This window comes from Paenibacillus sp. NRS-1760, from assembly GCF_050467785.1.
Classification (GTDB): domain Bacteria; phylum Bacillota; class Bacilli; order Paenibacillales; family Paenibacillaceae; genus Pristimantibacillus.
In genome coordinates this window covers 138,588-157,235 of sequence record NZ_JBITPK010000014.1, presented here as the reverse complement: position 1 = coordinate 157,235, position 18,648 = coordinate 138,588, and the positions used below count along the sequence as shown (strand labels likewise).

Genomic DNA, 18,648 nt, shown 5'->3' with positions numbered 1-18,648 from the left:
TAAGTTAATTTAGTTTAAACTGCGCGCAGCGAAGGCCATTCCAGCTCGATGCCCTCTGCAGCCAGAAACCTCTGGTAAGCGGCAAGCTCTGTCTCCGAAGAACGGACATCGCTTGGCGACAAGCCGCGATCCAAGCAGAAGCTGGCACAATAGCCCGCTGCCTCGCCAATATTCCATTCCACCGGATGAAGCCGGTAGCAGCCGTTTGTAATATGAGTGGTTCCGATATTTTTACAAGCAGCAAGCAGATTGTTCACTCTTACCGGGATGAGACTGCCCAAAGGAATCTGGAACGGCAGCGACGATATATCTATATAGGGCTGATTTTCCGTGCTGGGATGCAGATCAATGCGGTAACAGCCGATGCCCACTGAATCCGAGAAATATTCCGCACGGCCGTCAGGACGGCTTTCCGTTGCAACATGCTGCTCCAAAATCGTAAACTCCGCCTTGATTCGGCGCGACTCCCGAACATACGGATACATGGCAAGCCCATCCTCTGTCCCCACCACATCGGGACGAAGCCTTAGCCCAGGGTAACCTTTCCCCCCATCCGAGCGAGGAGCCTCTGTCTGCATCCAATAAAGCAGCGACAGGCTGAGCTGCTTCGCCTCGCTTAAGTGACGCTCCCTATCTTCCGGCTTCACATCGATAATAGAGCCCAGCCAATAATCGTTCTGCGGCCAGTTGACCAGCGAAATAGAACTGTTGTAAGTCCCTTGAACGTAGTGCTCCTTCTCAGCGATTTGACGATATTTGAACAGCGAAAAAGCGCCTTCGCCAGGGAAAAGACCGTACTGAACCGGCTGCATCGTTGCCGGCTTGACGCCGGTCCAGCTTAGCAGGCGATCCGGCCAGAAATCCGCCTTGTATTCCTTCCAGAAATCATAGAGCTCTGGCTTTGGAATCGTATGATCCTCGCCTTCCAGATAATCGATGGCGAAGCAATAGGTAAAGCCCTGCATATCTTGGGGCAGCGCCTCTCCTTCTACAGCATGAGGCTCCCCGGTCTCTTCACGTGCTTCCGCACCTGTAACGTATTCAACGCCGGCCAGCGGAAGCAGGTCGCCGCATTCCGTAGCGTCGAGAAAATATGGAGCTTTTAGCAGCACGGAATTTCCGCTGTCCAAGCTTTTAACCGTCACCGAGACGATGGCATCGCCATCGCAATGGGCGTTTACTGGAACATGGCGGCGCAATATCGTCAGTTGCCCGCTATGTACATAAGGAGCAAGCTGACGCTCCAAAACAGCCAGCGCCGCGCGTGGCTCGTGACATAAACGGCTGACTGTACCGCCTCCTGGGTTTAGCTGTTCGTTCTCCCGCGCCGCTGTCGTGAGTGGAAAAGCATCCCGGTAATAAGCGCGGATATCCTCGCGAAAGCGGCGATAGCTTTGGGTGCAGCCGAAGGACTCGATCCAAGGATGCTCGTCAGGCGGAACCGCCTGACTCGTTAATTGACCGCCGATCCAATCCGTCTCCTCGGTCATGATAACTGTTTTGCCCGACTTCGCCGCTGCCAGCGCCGCCGCAACTCCTCCCGTGCTTCCTCCTACAACTACGATGTCGACCATTGCTTCTCGTTCCATGCGCTTATCTCCTTTGGGGTTAAATAATGGTTGTAAAATAGTCATAGCTGCGCCGAATGCCTTCCGCCTCGCTGCCTACACCTTCATATTCAAGAACAAACGCTCCGCGGTATCCATTCTCCACCAGCTTGTTCACGATTTTCTCCAATTCAACATCGCCGTCTCCTAGGTTGATTCCTTCAAAAGATTTGCCTCCGAGAGACTTGTAGCGACCGTCTTCACGCATTTCAAAATCCTTGAAATGAACATGCGAGACATAGGGGAGCAGCGTCTCAAGCGCAGCTGTCGGATGCTCGTCTACGAGCAGAAAATTGCCTGTGTCAAACGTAGATCGCAGAGCCGGAGAACCAACCCGATCGATGATCGTTTTGACCTGCTCGCCGCTTCCCGCTAACTTTCCGTGGTTTTCCAAACAGAGAACCAAGCCTTCCTTCTCAGCGACCGCAGCAGCTTCTTTCAGTCCATCCACAATCCAGTCCAGCGCTTCTTCGTAGGTTGCAATGTCGCTAAGGTTGCCGGAGAACACGCGGATGACGTTTGTTCCCAGTATCTTCGCAACAGGGTAGGCATCCGTAATCTCCTTCAGCGCCCCTGCTCTTTCCTCCTCGGTTGCCTTGACGAAATCATTGGCTACCGCGTAGCTGGAAACCTTGATGCCATTATCTCTCACAAATGCAAGCACGTTTGGCAGTTCCTCCAGAACGTCCTTCCAGAACACATTCAACAGCTCGACATCCTCAATCCCTTCATCCTTGCAAAAGGATAGAAAATCCAGCACCTTCCATCCGTTTTCTCTCACGGTTCTGTGCATGCTCCACATGCTAAGTGACAGCTTCATTTTGCAACTCCCTCCATGCTCTGTTATGGCCTCGCTTTGTTGAAAGGCAACGCTATTGCTTACTGCGTACCACCATTGTAAAAGCTGCCATCCGGCATAAATAGAGTAGACCGATGACCATTTTTGGTAACTTGATGCGATTATCTCTCCATTCACTAAAAACAGGATGGCTATAACCTTCTTTGTAGGGCACGAATGTCTTTCCAGGTTATAAATTGAATGGTTTCATAACCCGTGGATAGCAAATAGGGACGCAAAATGTGTTTGCAGCCTTAATTGTTCGTAGTCGGCTTGTGCTATCCTGTACTTTTACAGGCTACGCGCTGATTTTGTCCGAGCCTGTACACCTATGTTGTATAACGTACATGGTAGATGTCTGATTAGGCCCTGATGAAGCTGATAACCATTCACTACAGATCATCCGTGCAATATAGCAACATCTCGATAGGAAAAAATCATAAAATTATTGCAATAGTGCAGGATAGCTTGGCTAGATTACGATGGTGGGCATATCTCCGGTCGGCAAAACGGCCTGTTGTATGGTCGAGCACTCGAGCTAGGAGTTCCATCTGCTTACTGCTATTGCGCTGAAGAGTGGCGTCTGCCAATAGGCTCACTTTTACACTGCGAAAGTTGAATAATTTAGATCTTATATAAATAAAATAGGGCTGCTCCGAAAGTAGTTATCTACTTTCGGAGCAGCCCCATTCAGCTTCTGCCTATTTTTTAGCTGCCGCCCAAGCGTCCAGCTGTTTTTGTTTCTCTGCGATAATCTTATCTATTCCCGCTGCTTTCAGCTGTTTATTGAATTCAGGCAGCTTCGAAACAGGATCGACCGTTCCGGTCTCCAATGCAATTTTGTACTGGTTTTGCACATTCGTTACTGCCGCAATTTCTGTTTTGACGGCATCTGCATTAAAAGTAAAGCCAAGCGCTTTTGATTTCACGGCGTTTCTATTAAATTCAGCCAGCTGATTCCAAAGCTCTGGATCATCGCCATTCCAAATGTGTGAAAGCGATTGGTTGCCAAACATCCAGCCCATTTGCAGGTTGTAGCCTGAGTTTGTGGCATCCACGCCTTGCGGGTAATCAATGACATTGTCGGAAATCTTCACGTAATGTTTGTTCTCAATCCCGTAATCCAGCAGGTTGATGAAGTCTTTATCGGTATACATCATATTCAGCAGCATCATCGCTCTCTCAGGGTCCTTCGAGTTTCTTGCAATACTCCACATGATCGATATGATATTAGTCGTCGCTGTTGCCGCAGGTTTGAAATGTACAGATACCATCTCTTTGCCTGTAGATCTTGATTCCTGCGTCTCAATACCCGGCTTCATATGGGATATGAACGAGAATGCTTTGCCTGATTTCACTAAGTTATATTGCGTTTCTGTGCTTGTAGCTGCATCCTTGGCAATATAACCTGCTTGATTCCATCTTCTTACTGTGTTCAGCATTTCGGCATATTCCGGCGTCTCATACATATTAACAACCTTCAGGTTATTGTCATAGCCTGGAAGCACGCCAAAGCCTTCGCCCAAGTTATCAAAGTAGCTAAGAACGTAAATATCGAGAATAGATGTTCCATACTTAACTGTCGGAATCATATCCGGTTCATTATCTTTAATTGTTTTGAATACAGCGTCCAAATCATCCAATGATTTAATTGCGGCAGTATCAATGTTATATTTTTCAACCAAATCCTTACGCATCGTAATGCCATAATCTGCTGCCAAATCCCTGATGCTTGGTACAGCATATATTTTCCCATCAATTCTCGTCGCATTTAAGAAAGCCGGATCAAGGGAATCTAGCGCTTCCGTTACCCCTTGTCCTTTATCAGCCAAATATCCATCAAGCTCAAGCAACTGCCCTTTAGCTACATCTTGGCTGTAGGTTCCAAGTCCACTTACGATCAAATCCACCTGTTCATTACCCGACATCATTAGTGTCTTCTGCTGAGCCCATGCGCCAAAGCCGATAGGTACCAGCTTTACTGTCGCATTGATTTTTGCCTTCGTCATTTTGTTGATTTCATCCTGAACCAGCTTTAAATCCTTAGGCTCGCCCCCGACTGGAAATACCATAACTAGCTCAACAGGCTTAAGCTCCCCGCTGCCGTTGCCGCTTTTTCCTTCTGCTGTTTTCCCGTCGTTGCCTGCATTAGTGCCCTTGTTGTCTCCATTGCCGCATGCACTGATCACCATTGCGAAAGCTAGTACGATTAAGAGAAGCGTTTTTGCCACAAACTTGTTTTTTCTCATTGCTGTGACCTCCCTATTTTTATTTGTGATCCGATTCTATCTATAAATGCATGATTCATGCCGTTATAGCGTCTATGAAAGATTTATCCTTTAACAGCACCAATCGTCAGACCTTTAACGAAATACTTTTGGAAAAACGGATAGGCGATCAACAGTGGAATGACCCCAATTGCGGCCATTGCCATCCGCATTGGCGCAAGTGGAATATTCGCTCCAATATCTGCATTACGGCTGCCTGCCTGCGTAGAAGATTGTAAAAACTGTACGTCCAGCAATATCCGATTGAGAAGGTTTTGAAGGCTATAGTAGTGACTGTCTGTAAGATAGATTAAGCCATTAAACCAGTCATTCCAATATAAAATGGTGTAAAATAATCCTACTGTAGCAAGCACCGGCGTCGAGAGCGGCAATACGATCCGGTAAAATATTTTCCATTCCCTTGCCCCGTCGATATAGGCGGATTCAATAATCGCTGTCGGAATTGAGCTTGCAAAAAAGGTTCTCATCAATATGATAAAAAATCCGTTCATCAAAAGGCCCGGTATAATTAAGGCCAGCATCGTATTTTTTAAATCAAAATAGTTGGTGTATAGCAAGTACGTCGGTACAAGGCCTCCGTTAAACAACATCGTAAAAAATACATAAAATGCGAGCGTATTGCGAAACGGCATTTCTAGACGCGAAAGCGGATAAGCGACCATCGCAGTAAGCGTAAGTCCAAGCGTCGTACCAATTATAGTCGTTAAAACCGTAATGCTGTATGCCCTTATAATGTCAGAAGAGCTGTTCCACAAATAGTGGTATGCGGAGAAGCTTATTTTATCAGGGAAAAATGCATAACCGCTGCGAACAAGCTCCATATCATCGGTAAGGGAGGCGGAGAACAGCAGCCAGAACGGCATGATGCAGAAAAAAGTGAACACTAGCATAACGATGTTAATGATCCATTGATAGAGCTTCCCCGATGCTTGCATGATACATCTCCCTTTCTAAAACAACGCGTTGTCTTTGTTGTATTTTCGTACGACCGCATTCGATAAAATGACCAAAATGAAACCGACAAATGCTTGGTACAAACCTGCGGCCGAGGACATCCCGATGTCGCCGAGGTTAATCAATGCTCGATAAACATAGGTATCAATCGTATTCGTAACCGGCATCAGCGCGCCTGTGTTAAGAGGAACCTGGAAGAATAAGCCGAAATCGGAGTAGAAAATGCGTCCAATGGCGAGCAAGGTCATAATCGTAATAACCGGCGATACGAGCGGAAGCGTAATCTTCGTAATTTGCTGCCACCGGTTAGCTCCGTCGATCGTTGCTGCCTCGTAATACTCATTATCGATGCCGATGATTGCTGCCAAATAAATGATGCACAAATTGCCCACGCCTTTCCACACGCTTACGAGCGTTAAAATCCATGGCCAATACTTGGTCTCACTGTACCAAGAGATAGGATCAAGCCCCATCGTCGGAAGCAAGGTTTTGTTCATGAATCCGTTCTCAACATCGAGGAAGCCGAGCACCAGATAGCCGACAATAACCATTGAGATTAGAAAGGGAAGCAGGATTAGCGTCTGATACAGCCTTGATAAGAAACGTTTGCGAATTTCATTAAGCATTATCGCAAGCGCTAATGCAATCCCCGTATTCAGCAGGATAAAGGTAATATTATAAAGCAGCGTATTTCTTGTAATGATGTAAGCGTCCGTTGTTTTGAACAAATACTCAAAGTTTTTAAAGCCAATCCAGTCACTTCCCATAATTCCTTTGGCAAAATTGATGTCCTTAAATGCGATCACGATTCCGAACATCGGCAAATAGTTGTTAATCAGCAGGTACAAAAGGCCGGGCAGCGCCATCAGTACGAGGGCGCGATATTTCTTAACCTTTCTCAACTCCGATGCGAATGCTGCTTTCTTCTTCGTCTTCAATGAGACCTGCTTCATATTAGAGGGTGACGTCTCAGGATTTGCTTGCACGGGTCTCAACCACCTTTGGCTTTATTTAATATGTTGCTTAACTAATAGTAGCGCATACAAAATAGAGCCACTACTAATAATCCGACATCCGACTTTCGAGTTTCCGACATCATAAACGGGAAAAGAAAAATGCCGTTAGAGGGTCTCTAATCCTCTAACGGCATCGTTTATTTGGACGGACAGCCTTTGCGATAATACTGGGGTGTCATCGATACTTCTTTTTTAAACAAAGTAGAAAAATACGAAAAATTCGAGAAGCCAACCGCGAGTGCGACGTTGCTGATCGTGGTATCGGTTCTTGCGAGCAGCTCCTTTGCAAGATTGATTCTTTCTTTCAAAATATAATCGGATATCGAGAGTCCCGTCTCTTTCTTAAACAGTTTAACGATGTAATCTGGGCTTAACCCAATATAATCGGCGATATATTGTCTGGACAGCTCCTCATCGATGTGAAGCGCAATGTAGCGCTTGATCTTCTCGACCACCGTCTCCGTCGAATCCAGCTTTTCCATATGGACGAGCGCCTTCTCAAGCACATCCCGCACCCAATTCTGAAGGTTCGTCACGCTTCGTGTCGCTGACAAAATACGCTCTGGCGTCAAATGATCCGAAAAGATTTCATCCGCGCGCAGTCCCTGCTCATGCAGCGTATGCAGAACCATTTGCAGAAAGCTTTGATAAAATTGCTGCAGCCTTTTGGCGCCTAAGCACTCAATTCGTTTCCATGAGTCCAAAAACTGCTGCGATTCATCGAGTACCTTTTTCTTATTCCCTTGCTTAATGAGCTCCGACCATACATTCATGGGCGGCATTGGAATCTGCGATTCCTTCTTTATTGGATCATCGATGAACATCACACAGTCTGCCATATTAACTTGATTCTTTTTAAAAGCGATCAAGCCTTCCACCATATCCCGCACTTCATGGACTTGTGCCGATTTGCCAATATAGCAGGACACGTGACAATATAAATAATGATTGCTCATCTCAATAAAAGACTGACAGCGCCTTTTGATTTCTTTGCTAAAAAGCTTGCCATCTTCTGTTTGCATAACATCCTGTGCAAACACAATGAGCATGTAATCAGCGTTCATCCGGACGATTTGTGCACTAGCAGCACGCTGAATAACGACCTCCTCAAGGGCGTTGTGGAGCGCATACTCCATAATTTGCAGATCACGGGCGGTTAATGATTTCTCCCAATGCTCGATACTAATAAGAACCGGCAGAAATGTCATAGATCTCGTGTATGGAAGCTTCTGCTTACCGATAACCTCCAACATTTTATCCTGATTAGACGGAATGGCTTGCTTCAGTACATCCTGCCAAAAACGCTCGGCCACCATCGTTGCCGATTCCCGCTCCTTCCTGATTTTCTCGATTAGCTTCGTCATTACAAGCTTCAATTCATCATGCGGAACGGGCTTCAACAAATACTCGAAGCTGCCAAGCTGAAGAGCTTTTTTCGCATATTGAAAATCAGCGTGACAGGTAAGGAAAACACATTCGGTTTGGGGATACTGTTCACGCACCCATTCAAAGAGCTCCAGCCCGCTGCCCTGCGGCATTTCTATATCACAAATCATCATATCAAATGGCTGAAGACTAAATTCCTCCTTCGCTTGCCGAAGATTATGTGCGAGAGTGACACTTATAATGCCGAGCTCTCTCCATTTCACACTCGATTTAATGCCATTTGCGATAAAGATCTCATCATCAACGATTAATAAACGGTACATATTCACGACCTCATTTCTTTCGTTAAAGGCATCGTTATTTCAACTGCTGCACCATCTTCGTTATAAAAAGCCATGCTCGCCTTGTCCCCGTATAACAGCCGCAATCTGCGTCTTACATTCCAAATGCCAATATGCTCCCCATCTTCATTCATTAAATTAATTTCCTGCTGCAGCTTCTGTAAGACCTCCTCGGAGAAGCCCCGGCCTGTATCATGAATTTGAATTCGTAACCTCTCTTCTGGCATCAATTCGCATCTTCCAATCGTTATCGCAATATGAGTCGGCTCATCCGTGTTAATTGCGTGTTTTATCGTATTCTCGGCAAAGCTCTGGATAATTAACGGAGGAATATAACATTCCCTCAGCTCGCCTTCAACAGCGATGTCGTACGTAAAGCTTCCGGGAAAGCGGAAGGTCTGGATTTTCAAATAGTTTTCACTATGATTTAGCTCATCCTGCAGAAGCACGTAATCCGTCTGGCTGCGGAACATAAACCTGAAATAGCGGATCAAGGAGAGGGACAGCTCCTGTATTAATTCGTACTTCTTCTCTTGCGCCAAGTAATATACGATGTTTAAGCTATTCAAAAAGAAGTGAGGGTTAATCTGCAGCTGCAGCTGTTTCAGCTCTGCTTTCTGATTAATCAATTGCTCCTCATATACGTCAATTTTTAATTGTTGAATATCGCAGACCATGCTGTTGAACGTTTCATTCATCATTTCGAATTCATTGGAGGTCGGTTTATTCGGTATTCTTGCCTCCATATAACCTTCTTTGATTTTGCGCATGGCGACAATAATTCGATTGATCGGCAGCAGGACCACTTTACGCAGAAAATACAAAGCAATCACAAGAATGAGAATCGAGCCTGTCGCAATAAGCACAATGATTCTTTGCAGATAAGGAAGCTTCTCCAAAATATTTTGCTCAGGTACGACAGCTACTAATCCAAATTCACCTTTGCCTGACTTTTCGCCCATGACGAGGTAATTGTTGTCTGCGCCGGAAAGCTGATACGTCTTAGAGATATAGGATAAATCGATTTTATTTTTTTCGAAAAAGTCCTCGTCCTGTAGCGGCCTATTGCTCTCATCAACAAGCAGCGACCTGCCTTCCGATCCGAGGTCTAGAAAGTCGAGCGGGTCCATAACTCCGTCCACATTTACCCCTGCCCCAATGTACAGGTTGCCAGCCTTAATCATATGCAGCAAATAATTTTGTTCTTTCAAATTCAGCACAGACCATTTATCGTACTGATAGCTTTTCATCGCTTGTTCATCGTTCAGAAGTGCAACAATTCCTTCCTTGATGAAATCATTGTTGGTATAAGCAGAGCCCGTCAGCTTAGGCGCGAACAACAAATCCTGATTCAAGGGTGAATAAATAAAAAAATAGTCCAATGCTTTATAATAAGTCGCATTGTCTCTTAACTCTGTAAATAGCCAAATTCGCTGCAAATTGTATAAATCCACATCTGCTTCTGGGAGACTATCGAGAATATTCAATCCGGATTCTTCCGCAGTAAATTTGAGCATGTAGCTATCTATATCCTCAAGCGTCATGTCAATCAAACCCATGTATAGATTAAGCATATTGCTGTTGGACTGCGCCACTTGATTACGAACGACATCAATGGAATACAAATTGTTATAAATAAGAAAGGAAACCATCGGAATCATAATAAGCATAAGCCCTGTTACCAGCTTAAATCGAAGCGAATTAAAGAGAGAACGATTAAGTAATTTCAAGATCTGCTAAGCCCCCATTTGCCTCTTAAATAAAAAATAGAGCTATATACAACTATTAGCCGGGGATTAATCCCCGGCCGCACGTTATCAAACTATTTTTTCTTGCCGTAGCGTTTCGTCCTATCATCCACGATAATCCCGCTCCAGTTTAAGCCATATGCAAAATCATAGGCGTTCCCCTCGGAATCAACATGTACTTCCATATCGTGTGCAACATCTTCCAGCTGCTCCTCAACGGTCTTCATATTAGCAGGCATCTGCATCGGCAGCAGCCCTGAAGGCTCTGCTTCACCTGTAATAATATCTAGAATCGCTTGATCCTGTACCCCAAATGCAGCAATGATTGCATCGGCCTCTGCTTCAAATTCTGCAACGATAGAAGGCTTCGATAATTGCAGCGACACAATGACAGGTTTGCCTTTCATAACCTCTTTCGTTCTCAGTACAGCCTCCAAGTCCGAAGCATTTGTGGTCGTTACCGTTTTCCCCTTATAGGAGCGGTTTAACACATCTCTATCATCGCCGGCTATACTAATTTCCCTAGCATGCTCTGCGGTATAAGGGGCGTATTGCAAGCTTATCGGAACATAACCGTTTCCACCTGCTTCAGCATCTGCCTTGCTGTATCCGCTGCCGGAATCTGCCCCCGTAATGAACACCATTGCAAAATCAGCTTTCTCCGGGTCATCCGTTACCTTCAAATATTTCTGTATAACATCCATATTGACGGGATATCCGTCAAATGCAGCAGTCGGGAATCCGATCCAATTGGTACCTGCTGGTCTGAAGCGTTTAGGAATATAGACCGTCTTCAGTTTCTGTATCGGGAGAACGTTTCCTTTGTTTTTAAGCAATACGAGTGATTTGAGCTGCGCTTCGTAGCCTGCTGTCATAAATTCAGCATTACCGACAATGCGAGTCGTTTGTTCGGGATCGCAATACGGGTTCTCGAATAAGCCGACGCGGAACATGTTCTTCAAGAGCCTTACCGCTGACTGCTCAAACCTTGCTCGCATATAAGCTTCACCGTGCTCTGCCACACCGATATGGTAAGCTTCAATGACAGGACCCGCATCATTATTTCCACCGAATTGATCTACTCCGGCCATAAGTGCTTTGTAATGACGCTCCGAGACGGTATAACCTTCCTCAACTCCCCATGCACGTCCTCCTGGAAATAATCGTGTAATATCAGTGCCTTCATCGTCCGTAATTCCCCAGTCCGTGCACACGACACCATCGTAGCCATATTTATCACGAAGCAGGTTTCCGATGATGTGAGCGTTGTAAGCATTGCCGACATTCTCGCCATTCACCTGATCTTGATTATAGGAAATCGTATAATAAGGCATGATGGCCGATGCTTTCTCCGTCCCTCCTGAGAGCTTGAATGCTCCGTCCAAGAACGGGATCAGATGCTCCTCGAAGTTGTTGCCTGGATATACAGCAAATTTGCCGTATCCAAAATGAGCATCTCTGCCGCCTTCGCCCGAACCGCCGCCCGGCCAATGCTTGACCATCGCATTTACGCTTCCTGATCCCCAGCCGTCTGATGGAGACTCTTCTTCAAACGAGGTCTGAAATCCGTCGACATAGGCTTTTGCCAAATCGGCTGACAGTCTTGAATCCTCTCCGAACGTGCCGTCGAAGCGTGACCACCTTGGATCGGTCGCGATATCGATTTGGGGAGAAAGAGCGGTTGCAATGCCAAGCGCCCTGTATTCCTTAGCAGCGATCTTTCCAAACTGATGAACAAGCTCAGGATCAAAAGCTGCTGCAAGCCCCAGCGTTTCGGGCCACATGGAAATTGCGCCTCCCGCCCCTGCATTATATTCCTTGCTCGCATCGGACCCATGGCGCGGATCGCTGCTGTTATTCGCCGGGATGCCCAAACCTGTACTTTCGGCCAAGGCTTGTACTTTATTGTTCCAATGAGCAGCAATCTCCGGACTTTCAACAAAAGTAAGGAGCACATGCCGCAGATGGTCTTGGGTTAAAAACTTTATTTGTTCATCGGATAAATCATGCGGCTTCGCACCGCTCTCCGAATAAGGCTTGCCATTATAAGAGGCGGTGAAAAAGCCATGTGAAGCTGGAACAGCCTGATGCGCGCTGTACAACATCAAACCGGCAATTTGCTCGATGGACATTTTTGAGGCTAAATCCTTTGCTCGCTCTTCTGCCGGCAAGCGCCAGTCCTCGTATTTATCCAGCTTCCCATCCTTATTGAGGTCTTTAAATGCAAAACCATCTTCCACTATAATATTTACGCCTGAATTAGCTGAATATCCGAGTGTTGGGCCGCCTTCATTTTTTACATATGTAATCGTTTCCAATTTTGTTTCAGTCCAATTATCACTCATGTCATTACTGCCTCCTAGGACGATTATCATATTCAGACATTAACGTATTCCCTCTCACTAGCGGAAAAACCTTCCCACTGATGGAAAGGCTCCCTTTTATATTGTTACTCCGTTAAATTAATTGGAACTTTATTCAAATTCTACAACTTTGCCCGTTTCAGCTGATTTATAGATCGCCTCTAAAATTTGCGTGACCACATAAGCTTGCTCTGGTTTTACGAGAGGCTCGGTATCATTAATAATACTATCCAGCCATTGTCTTGCCTCTTTCACCCCATCATCCTCAGCCCCTGGACCGAAGTAAGCAATGCCCCCGCTAAAGGAAGGTTTCGTCTCTACAAGCTGTCCGTGTTTGGCGCTATTAAAGATGACATCGCTTTTCCCAAATGTTGAGCTAGCTTTCATTTCTGCTCCGCCTTCTGTCCCGCAAAGCGTAGTCATCGCCTCTTTAGCATCGGTTGTATTTAATATCCATGACGCCTCCAAGAAAATCGTAGCGCCGTTTTCCATTTTAATAAATCCAAAAGCCGAGTCTTCTACATCATATCTTTCCGGGTCCCATGCACCCATCATATTGCCTTCGAACTTATCCGCCATTTTATGATAGACAGAACCACTCACCGATTTCGGCTTATAGTTATCCATGAACCATAATGCCAAGTCCAGCGCATGCGTGCCTAAATCGATTAACGGTCCGCCGCCCTGCTGCTCTTTATCCAGAAAGACACCCCATGTCGGCACTCCGCGTCTGCGCACGGCATGAGCTTTAGTCATATAAATGTCTCCTAAATCACCTTCACGGCATGCCTTATGCAAAATTTGAGAGTCATTTCTAAATCTATTCTGATAGCCAATAGTCAGTTTCTTGCCTGTCCGCTTAGCCGCATCTACCATTTTTTTGGCTTCAATTGAGTTGATCGCCATTGGCTTCTCACACATGACATGTTTGCCCGCTTCTAGTGCATCAACTGTTATATAAGAATGCTGCAGGTTCGGTGTTAATACATGAACAACATCAATAGATTCGTCTTCGAGCAGCTTTTTGTAATCGACATAAACTTTAGCGCCCTCGCTTCCAAAATCCTGAGCTGCCTTTTGCGCTTTCTCTTCAATAACATCACAGAAGGCAACCATTTCACCCATATGTGAAAGCTTGGCTAACGATGGCATATGCTTCTGGCTCGCAATACCACCGCAGCCGATGATACCGATCTTAAGTTTTCCTTTGTTCATTGAACATTCTCCTCCTTATGGGCTATACATATTGTTGAAGCACGGTTAGATCCTTGCGAATGCTGCCAAACTTGTCTTCCGACTCGCCCTCATTCTCCACAAGCGCATAACGGACATGCCCCATTGCGCGGATTTGCTCGTACACAGCTGCAAAATCAAACCTGCCTGTGCCAAGGTCAACGAAGTCTCCAGGGCCAATATGCTTCTGATAGATTTGAAATGGTTCAAGCCCTTCTTCACTGCCTAGCTGCATAGCTTCCATAATATTGAGCTGGCCGGATAGGTTTTTGCTTATGTCCTTCTGGTGGACAATATCACAACGATCTCCAAGCTTCTCTAACACATGAATCGGATCTATGCCTGCACGTACGACCCATGCCATATCGATTTCAAATTTCACATAGGATGGATCTGTATTTTCCAAAATCAAGTCGAACAGCGTTTGATCACCGACCGCTTTAAACTCATGCGCGTGATTATGCAGATAGAACTTAAACCCGCCATCCTTCATTTTTTTGCCGACACTGTTCATTTGCTCCGCAGCTTTCAGCGTATCCTCACGATCTTTGATCCACACGGATGGGAGCACGATTCGTTGGCAGCCGATACCCGCGTAATACTTCATAAGCGAATCCCAGTCATGCGAAATCAATTCTTGCCCTGGCATCGTGCCTTCATGAACCGCAACTGCATTTAGACCAAGCTCACGAAACTTATCTCGAACCGCTTCCATAGGAATTTCATCGATATATCGTGTAAAGGACTTCATATTGAATCCAATAAGCTCAATATTTACATACCCTGCAGCAGCAACCTTCTCCAGCGTTCCAAAGTAATCCTCACCAAGCTCCCTGTATACGGAAAAAATATTAATGCCTGCTTCAATAGTCATTCGGCGAAATACCCCCATCTCGATTGGTTGATTGTGTTCTTATTTATTATGATAGAATACCGGAGACTTTCTTTCTTTCACGTATCCGTCATTCTATTATTGAATTTCCGCACTGCGGCTGTCGGAATGAAAGATTTGCCGCCAACTTTTTGGATGAAAAAAAGGGACTGACTCAAAAGTAGAATGACCTCCACTTGAAACAGACCCTGTTTTTTTTTGATAGAGCTTAGGCAAAACGATGTCCTTCCCTCATCCTATTTATAGCTTGCGAACCGAATAACCCTTATTTAAAACATTCATCATGGCTTATATTTGTAACGAACTCTAGAATCGTTATTTCGAGAAAAGTTGCTCATAACCACTTATAAAGCATGCAATAACGTTAATAAGGTTCGTTAAAATTAAAGAAAGGACGTTTTCTGCGTAATAAGCATAATACAGTTCGTTAGTGAAATAATCTTGAGATGTTATCCGCTGGACGAGCCCGTTTATAGCCAACCGCATGTCATTCTTTAATAATAAAAAAAGAAAGCCTCAATGAAACAGGCTTTCTCCACTCGCTGATCTATGCTGTTTACTGAACTTCCTCTACAAACCGATTCGTCAGCGAACCCAGCTTCTCGATTTCGATCGTAACCGTATCGCCAGCCTTCAGCCATACCCGCTTCTCTTCTGGGTAGCCGAGTACAACACCCTCAGGCGTTCCAGTAAGAATAATATCGCCTGGCGACAATGTCATATGCTGTGAGACATAGCTTACAATTTCGTCACAGCTAAAAACCATATCCGAAGTATTGGACTGCTGACGTACTTCACCGTTAACCGTGCAGCCAATGGACAGATTGTTAGGGTCTGCAATTTCATCTGCAGTGACCAAATAAGGGCCGAGCGGGCTGAACTTGTCCAGTGATTTGCCAAGCAGCCACTGCTGCGTGCGCATTTGCAGATCCCTTGCGGACAAGTCGTTGACGCAGCAATAACCAAATACATGCTCCAGCGCCTGCTCCTTCTCGACATACTTTGTTTTCTTGCCGATGACGATAACCAGTTCAGCTTCATAATCAACCTGACTTGTCACCTTTGTTGGAAGCGGAATATCTTCTCCATGAGCAGCCACGGTGTTATCGAATTTGTTGAACAAAATCGGATACGCAGGAATTGGAGCGTTGGTCTCATGCGCGTGTTTGCGGTAGTTCAGTCCGATGCAAATAATTTTGCCCGGCTCGGTTACACATGGGCCGAATGTAATATCCTCTTCGCGGTATAGGGCAGCAGAATATTGTTCTGAAGCTGCGGAGACTTCCTCCACAAACTGACTTAACGCACCAAGCGCGTCCGAGCCACCTTCGATCACTTCCATAACTGCTGTCGGTACATTCGGCTTATTGTTGATTTTCAGTGCCTCAACAATATCCAAGACGCCACTCGCTAATTTAACTCCTAAATGAGAGCCATTTTCTTTTTGAATGACAAGCAATTTCATAGTTATCTTCCTCTCTTTTGTGGATGATCCATACTGCAGCGTCAGGCATTTTTGCCGAACACAACGCCTCCATCAATATAAAGCGGTGAGCCCATCATAAAGCTCGACTCATCGGATGCAAGAAACAGTGCTGCCTTCGCTACATCTTCCGGACGGCCTAATTCATTGCTGAGCTGCCGTGATTTTAGCGATGCGATGGCAGCCTCTGGGTCCTCGTAAGAAGTGCGTAAATAGTTTTCAACAAACGGCGTCATAATTGTACCCGGCAAAAGTGCATTTACACGAATATTGTACTTAGCATAATCTACCTGCATCGATTTGGTAAGTGCCAGTACCGCTCCTTTGGTAGCTGCATAAGACGCGCGGTTTGCAAGACCCATCTCTGCAATACAGGAAGACATGTTAATAATCGTGCCGCTCGCTCGTTCCATCATATGAGGCAGGACATACTTGGAAGGCAAGTAAACCCCGCGAATATTGACCCGGATCACGCGATCCCAGTCATCCGGCTCCACCTCATGAAGCGCCCCTACACCGCTAATGCCGGCATTATTGAACAGGACGTCAATTCGGCCGTGCGCAGCAAGCGTTTCGCTTACCATGGATTGAACGGAATCTGGATCAGTAACATCCGCATAAACAAACGAAGCCCGCCCCCCTAGGGAGTTGATCTCTTCTACCGTTTCATTTCCTTTATCTGCGTTCAGATCGTTAACAACAACAAACGCGCCTTCCTTGGCGAATAGCAGCGCCGAGCTCCTGCCAATGCCTGAACCTGAACCGGTAATGAGGACAATCTTATCCGCTAGTCTCATATACTAAGCTCCCTTCTATATTCGAATTCATGCCCCAAAACTAACCACGTGGCTCACAAAATGTTTCTATAGGCTAGGTCCGATACGGTTAATGCTGAATTCTTGATGGCCCAGCGTTTCTGCCTTCGTCCATTTCCCATCCGCTACATCTATGATTTCTTGCCATATTTTCTCTCCTGCCGACTCCAAACTCAGCATGCCGCCCAGCATATCGCTGACGTCGACGTCCATATTATCTTCCATCCGCTCAAACATCCGTTTATTCCCTGTAATTTTGATAACTGGCACGACTGCTGCCCCCGTTGGCGTTCCTCTCCCCGTCGTAAAACAAACGATATGAACGCCCCCCGCTGCCATGCCCGATACACATTCGATATCATTGCCCGGCGAGTCCATGAAGTAGAGTCCGCCCTCCGGTATTTGTTCTGCGTATTCGATAACTCCTTTAATGGGTGCTTTCCCGCATTTGCTAATGCAGCCTAATGATTTCTCTTCAATCGTAGAAAGACCGCCTTCAATATTGCCGGGACTCGGATTGCCGCCCCGCATGTCAGCGCCCATCCGCTCTACCTCTTTCTCGAAACGGCCGACAATATGATAAAGCATATCCGCTGTTTCCGGCGTGACACAGCGCTGTGCCAGCACATGCTCGGCGCCGATAATTTCGGTCGTCTCGCCGATAACGATTGTTCCGCCTGCTGCGATTAAAGAGTCCGCGGCTTCACCAAGTGCCGGATTCGACGACAAGCCGGAAGTGGCATCGGAGCCGCCGCATTTCACGGCTACCTTGAGCTTTGACAGCGGAACAGGTACTTTCGGCTGACGCTCAAGCTCCGCCATCATTTGTTTGGCTAGTTCCGTTCCATGCTGGATCGCTTTCACCGAGCCGCCAACCGACTGGATATCAAATACTTCCACCAGTTTGCCGGTTTTACGAATATCCTCTGCAAGCGCGTAGGGATCCACTACCTCACACCCTAGACTGATGATGATCACTCCGCCTACATTTGGATTTTTCCCAGTTCCCGACAGCACCTCGAAAGTACGTTCCTTGTCCGCTCCGATCTGGCTGCAGCCATGCTGATGAGGAATGGCCACCGTACCCGGTACTAGCTGCATGATTCGGTTGCAAACCTGATTGGAACAGATGACTGTTGGAATGATGAGCAGATGATTGCGGATGCCAATATCTCCGTTCGCTCTTTCGTACCCCATAAATGTGCTCATGCTTCCACCTTCCCGGCTATATCGCCTCTGCCGCGTATTCCTTCAATATTGTGGACATGAACATGCTGCCCCACCAAAATGGCAATGCTCGCTCGCCCGATGGTTTCGCCGTATTTCCGCACTTCCTGTCCTTCACTAAGCGCCTTAATCGCCAGTTTATGTCCGAATGGGATAACATCAAGTGCTTTTATTTCATGAATTTGCTCACCATCTCTGTAGCGAATGGTTTCTTCAGCTTCAACATCACGCAGCGCCATCACAACATGATCTCGGTCATCCATAATTAATGCATCGACGCCATCTGTCATTTGTTGTTTCATTCAGCCACTCCTCCATCTTTTGTTCGTTTATGACTAATCGGTTTACTATCCAATTTTTAATCGTTATCCTTCATAATAATCGAGCATTTAAGATATGAAAATTGCGAGAAAACGCTTAAACATACCCTATTTTGACTATTATTCGGTTAGCCATT

At 46.0% G+C, this 18,648-nt stretch carries 14 protein-coding genes; all 14 read right to left on the bottom strand.

Annotated elements, in window-relative coordinates; genetic code table 11:
- Nucleotides 1-14: 14 nt before the first annotated feature.
- Complete coding sequence (locus ACIFSR_RS19995) at nucleotides 15-1,589, bottom strand: FAD-dependent oxidoreductase (RefSeq protein ID WP_430059482.1); 1,575 nt, start codon at nucleotides 1,587-1,589, stop codon at nucleotides 15-17.
- A 19-nt stretch (nucleotides 1,590-1,608) separates the two neighbouring features.
- On the bottom strand, nucleotides 1,609-2,427 hold the full coding sequence (locus ACIFSR_RS19990) for a sugar phosphate isomerase/epimerase family protein (protein WP_430059481.1): 819 nt from the start codon (nucleotides 2,425-2,427) through the stop codon (nucleotides 1,609-1,611).
- Nucleotides 2,428-3,146: 719 nt separating this feature from the next.
- Nucleotides 3,147-4,694 carry an ABC transporter substrate-binding protein gene (locus ACIFSR_RS19985; RefSeq protein ID WP_430059480.1) on the bottom strand — a complete coding sequence of 516 codons (1,548 nt, stop codon included), beginning with the start codon at nucleotides 4,692-4,694 and terminating at the stop codon, nucleotides 3,147-3,149.
- Between the two features lie 83 nt (nucleotides 4,695-4,777).
- Nucleotides 4,778-5,668 carry a carbohydrate ABC transporter permease gene (locus tag ACIFSR_RS19980; protein ID WP_076267076.1) on the bottom strand — a complete coding sequence of 297 codons (891 nt, stop codon included), beginning with the start codon at nucleotides 5,666-5,668 and terminating at the stop codon, nucleotides 4,778-4,780.
- A 15-nt stretch (nucleotides 5,669-5,683) separates the two neighbouring features.
- Complete coding sequence (locus ACIFSR_RS19975; RefSeq protein ID WP_430060399.1) at nucleotides 5,684-6,640, bottom strand: ABC transporter permease; 957 nt, start codon at nucleotides 6,638-6,640, stop codon at nucleotides 5,684-5,686.
- A 200-nt stretch (nucleotides 6,641-6,840) separates the two neighbouring features.
- On the bottom strand, nucleotides 6,841-8,412 hold the full coding sequence (locus tag ACIFSR_RS19970; RefSeq protein ID WP_430059478.1) for a response regulator transcription factor: 1,572 nt from the start codon (nucleotides 8,410-8,412) through the stop codon (nucleotides 6,841-6,843).
- Between the two features lie 2 nt (nucleotides 8,413-8,414).
- Entirely contained in the window at nucleotides 8,415-10,160 is a 1,746-nt protein-coding gene (locus ACIFSR_RS19965) for a sensor histidine kinase (RefSeq protein ID WP_430059476.1), read from the bottom strand.
- A gap of 92 nt (nucleotides 10,161-10,252) precedes the next feature.
- Complete coding sequence (locus ACIFSR_RS19960; RefSeq protein WP_430059474.1) at nucleotides 10,253-12,523, bottom strand: glycoside hydrolase family 3 N-terminal domain-containing protein; 2,271 nt, start codon at nucleotides 12,521-12,523, stop codon at nucleotides 10,253-10,255.
- A gap of 129 nt (nucleotides 12,524-12,652) precedes the next feature.
- Nucleotides 12,653-13,756, bottom strand: a complete 1,104-nt coding sequence (locus tag ACIFSR_RS19955; protein WP_430059472.1) for a Gfo/Idh/MocA family protein — start codon at nucleotides 13,754-13,756, stop codon at nucleotides 12,653-12,655.
- 22 nt (nucleotides 13,757-13,778) lie between these two features.
- Entirely contained in the window at nucleotides 13,779-14,648 is an 870-nt protein-coding gene (locus ACIFSR_RS19950) for a sugar phosphate isomerase/epimerase family protein (protein WP_339204808.1), read from the bottom strand.
- 574 nt (nucleotides 14,649-15,222) lie between these two features.
- Nucleotides 15,223-16,131, bottom strand: a complete 909-nt coding sequence (locus ACIFSR_RS19945; protein ID WP_430059470.1) for a fumarylacetoacetate hydrolase family protein — start codon at nucleotides 16,129-16,131, stop codon at nucleotides 15,223-15,225.
- Between the two features lie 41 nt (nucleotides 16,132-16,172).
- A complete protein-coding gene (locus tag ACIFSR_RS19940; RefSeq protein ID WP_339204810.1) occupies nucleotides 16,173-16,946 on the bottom strand; it encodes an SDR family NAD(P)-dependent oxidoreductase in 774 nt (257 codons plus the stop codon).
- Between the two features lie 66 nt (nucleotides 16,947-17,012).
- A complete protein-coding gene (locus tag ACIFSR_RS19935) occupies nucleotides 17,013-18,173 on the bottom strand; it encodes a UxaA family hydrolase (protein ID WP_430059468.1) in 1,161 nt (386 codons plus the stop codon).
- Nucleotides 18,170-18,493, bottom strand: a complete 324-nt coding sequence (locus ACIFSR_RS19930) for a UxaA family hydrolase (protein WP_339204813.1) — start codon at nucleotides 18,491-18,493, stop codon at nucleotides 18,170-18,172. Before ACIFSR_RS19930 ends, ACIFSR_RS19935 begins: the two co-directional genes overlap by 4 nt.
- Nucleotides 18,494-18,648: the final 155 nt, after the last annotated feature.